The organism is Caldibacillus thermoamylovorans (assembly GCF_000751775.1).
GTDB lineage: Bacteria > Bacillota > Bacilli > Bacillales > Caldibacillaceae > Caldifermentibacillus > Caldifermentibacillus hisashii.
Genome location: NZ_CCRF01000029.1, coordinates 1 through 3,851 on the forward strand (window position 1 = coordinate 1; position 3,851 = coordinate 3,851).

A 3,851-nucleotide genomic window follows, 5' to 3' on the forward strand; every position below is an offset into this window, starting at 1 on the left:
CACGAGATTCCGATAATCCAATGGGACATTTTGGCTTACTTTTTACTAAATTTGTCAGGACCTCTGTTGTTGAATAGGAGGGTAGCGCTGTTGAATATTCGCTTTTTACTGTTGAATAACACCTGTTTCACTGTTGAATTTTGGGATTCTACTATTGAATTAGCAGGGGGTACTATTGATTACAAGGCCCCCTACTATTGAATGTATGATTGATCTGGCCTGGACAAAATACGCCCCACCCACATAGGAAAAGGGCCCCCATCCTTGATAAGGCCCTTCACCATATTAAATAATTCATCTTACACCATTACCGAAAATTGAAGCCATGACAACGGAAGACGTTCACTAAATTAAATAATTCGTCTGATCCCTTTATAAATCTCATTGATGATCACCGGTATTAAGCTGATACCGATCAAGAATCCCCAATCTTTCAAACCAACGACATAAATGCCAAATACGTCATGGAAAAATGGTACATACACCAATGATGCTTGAATCAAAAGCCCAATTATGATTGCTCCAAGCAAAAGTGGATTGGTAAACAAGCCCGTTTGGAATATCGATTTTCTCCGGCTTCTTAAATTCAATGAATGGAACAGCTGCGATGCACTCAATGTGATAAATGCCATGGTTTGCGCATGAGTCAGCGCATCTTCGGAAATATTCCCGAAGTCAACCGCAAAAATTGAAGCAGCTCCCGTATAATAACGTAGGCCTTCGATAAAAGCAAATAAAGTGATAAACCCGATTAACATACCGTTTAATACTGTATAAGCACCATTTCCATGGGCAAAAAAGCTTTCTTTCGGATTCCGCGGTTTTTCCTTCATAATATCCGGGTCATCCGGATCCATACCAAGTGCAATGGCAGGTAATGTATCCGTAATTAAATTTACCCATAAAATTTGTACAGCCGTTAACGGTGCAGGCCATCCTAATAAGATCCCGATAAATAAGGCGGTAATTTCACCTAAGTTACAGGAGAGTAAAAACAAAATGGCTTTCCTGATATTTTGGAAGATGTTCCGCCCTTGTTCTACAGCGGAAACAATGGTCGAGAAATTATCGTCAGTTAAAATAATATCGCTTGCTCCCTTAGCTACATCGGTACCGGTAATCCCCATGGCAACCCCGACATCGGCTTGTTTCAAGGACGGAGCATCATTAACGCCGTCACCGGTCATCGAAACAATTAAGCCATTTTCCTTTAATGCTTGGACAATTCGTACTTTATGCTCCGGAGATACACGGGCAAACACACGAACTTTTTCAACTTTTTCTTGCAATTCGGTGTCGCTTATTTCATTTAGTTCCTGTCCGGTCATTGTTTGTGATAAATCGTCGGCAATACCGAGCTCTTTTGCAATGGCGAGTGCGGTGTTTTGATGGTCCCCGGTAATCATAATCGTCCGAATACCTGCATCCTTACATTGAGCAACGGATTGTTTTACTTCTTCCCTCGGTGGGTCAATCATCCCAACCAAGCCAAGAAAGATGAGCTGCTCTTCTGATGCTTCCGTGTCAGCCAACGATGTTCTTTCAGCAACAGCCAATACTCTCAATGCTTCATCAGACATTTTTTTTGAAGCATCCAAAATTTCTTCTTTATCGTGAGCAGAAATCGGTTGGACTTGTCCGTTTTTAAAAATACTTGTAGTTCTTGGCAAGATACTTTCAAGCGCCCCTTTTGTAACGGAAAAATAAGATGAAGAGTCTCGATGGACGGTCGTCATCATCTTTCTGTCCGAATCAAAGGGCAGTTCGTTCACACGTTGAAACTGTTGCTCCAGTTTCGCTTTATCCAAGCCCAAATCATTTCCTGCGACTATTAAGGCGATTTCGGTCGGGTCACCACTATCAAGGGTAGCATCATTACAGAGCATCATCCCCCTTAATAGACGGTAACTCGCATCGTCTTTCTGTTGGATCGTACCGAGGTCGGTGTACTTGCCATCGACATAGACTTTAGTTACGGTCATTTTGTTTTGCGTTAACGTCCCGGTCTTATCGGAACATATGACACTGACGGAACCTAATGTTTCAACTGCAGGGAGTTTGCGTACGATCGCATGGCGTTTACTCATTTTTTGGACTCCGAGAGCTAAAACGATCGTAACAATGGCAACCATCCCCTCAGGAATAGCAGCAACAGCCAGACTTACGGCGATAAGGAACATGTCCAAAACATCTCTGCCTTGAAAATAGCCGACGAAAAACATAATAACACAAATCATAACGGCGCCAATGCCAAGAATTTTGCCCAATTCATTTAATTTCTTCTGTAATGGGGTTATTTCTTTTTCTTGACCGCCGAGCATTTTGGCGATTTTTCCAATTTCCGTCTCCATCCCGGTGGAGGTGACGATTCCAGTCCCGCGGCCATAAGTGGAGAGAGTCGACATAAAAGCGATGTTTTGTTGGTCACCAAGGGGAACTTCCGAGTAAGAGCTCCAACCGGCATTTTTGTCTACCGGGACAGACTCACCGGTTAATGCGGATTCTTCAATTTGTAAGTTAGCTGTCTCAATAAGCCGAAGATCAGCGGGAATGTAACGGCCGGCATCAATAATAACAACATCTCCGGGAACAAGGTTCTCCGAGGAAATTTCTTTAATTTGCCCATCCCGTCTTACAATCGCTTTTGGCGTAGACATCTTTTTTAATTCTTCCAAAGCTTTTTCTGCCTTTGATTCTTCCACGATTCCAATTATTGCGTTTAAAGCGATGACGATGAAGATGATGATAGCATCTGTAATTTCGCCAACAAAAGCAGAAATAATTGCAGCAACGATCAAAATCCAGATGAGGATACTGTTAATTTGCTCCCAAAGCATTTTCCAGATGGAAGTTTTTTCGCCTTCTTGGAATTTGTTTGGACCATATTGCTTTAATCGATTTTCAGCTTCCTGGCTTGATAAACCCGTTTCAATATTGGTGTTCAATTCTTCAGTGATCTCTTGAACAGTCTTACTATACCATTGTGACAATTCACACCACTTCCTTTTAGGCATTTTGGGAAATATATCTATTTCTATTATGTCATATTTTTTGTGAAAATTAATCCAAAACAAAATTTGTTTATGAAATTTTCATTTTTAATCGTAAAAATGGTCGTATATAGGTTTATAATAGAATTGTTAATGATAATGATTTTCATTAACAGGACTTTTTTCAAAATAAAATCGTATAAAAATACTGGTTAACACTGTAGACGAGTTTTATCACTGCGGGGCGCTCGAGCTACAGGATGCGGTCATCCATGCGTTGCAACAAGACATTGCGCTCAGTATGTACGTCGCAAATAGGTCGTCCTCCGCTTTTCTTATAGAGAAGGGAATGATTCTCAATGGTTCTAGCTGATTTAAAACAAGGTGAAAAGGCAACAATTAAAGATCTTTCTTCATTAAATCAACTTGTAAAAACAAGATTAATGAATTTAGGTATATATTTAGGCTCAGAAGTAAATGTAAAGACGAAAATGCCTCTTGGGGGCCCATGTGTGGTTGAATGTAACGGTCAACGCATCGGCATTCGCTTGCATGAGGCTAATTCCATTCGGGTGGAGAAAAAATGATGCAAATCGCCTTGTTTGGAAACCCAAATATTGGAAAAACATCACTCTTTAATCAGTTGACAGGTTCCTACGAATATGTTGGCAATTGGAGTGGTGTCACGGTCGAGGAAAAAATTGGTTTGTTAAAAAATAAACAAGCAAAATTGGTCGACTTACCGGGAACGTACTCCCTTAATCCGCTGTCAAGGGATGAACGGGTCGTCACGGAGTTTTTATTGCGGAATCACTTTACTTCTATCATAAATATCGTCGATGCCTCCCAGCTCCAAAGAAC

Annotated in this window: 3 protein-coding genes; 2 read left to right on the forward strand and 1 reads right to left on the reverse strand. The window is 41.0% G+C overall.

All coding sequences use genetic code 11. The features are described 5' to 3' along the window. Nucleotides 1-350: 350 nt before the first annotated feature. Nucleotides 351-2,990 (reverse strand): calcium-translocating P-type ATPase, PMCA-type, encoded by a 2,640-nt coding sequence (locus BT1A1_RS03875; protein WP_034768352.1) that lies wholly within the window; start codon nucleotides 2,988-2,990, stop codon nucleotides 351-353. A 359-nt stretch (nucleotides 2,991-3,349) separates the two neighbouring features. On the opposite strand from BT1A1_RS03875, the gene BT1A1_RS03880 reads away from it, so the two are divergent. Then, nucleotides 3,350-3,577 (forward strand): FeoA family protein, encoded by a 228-nt coding sequence (locus tag BT1A1_RS03880; RefSeq protein WP_034768354.1) that lies wholly within the window; start codon nucleotides 3,350-3,352, stop codon nucleotides 3,575-3,577. Continuing rightward, a partial coding sequence (locus BT1A1_RS03885; protein WP_034768356.1) for a FeoB small GTPase domain-containing protein occupies nucleotides 3,574-3,851 on the forward strand: 278 nt, incomplete at its 3' end. The genes BT1A1_RS03880 and BT1A1_RS03885, both read left to right, overlap by 4 nt.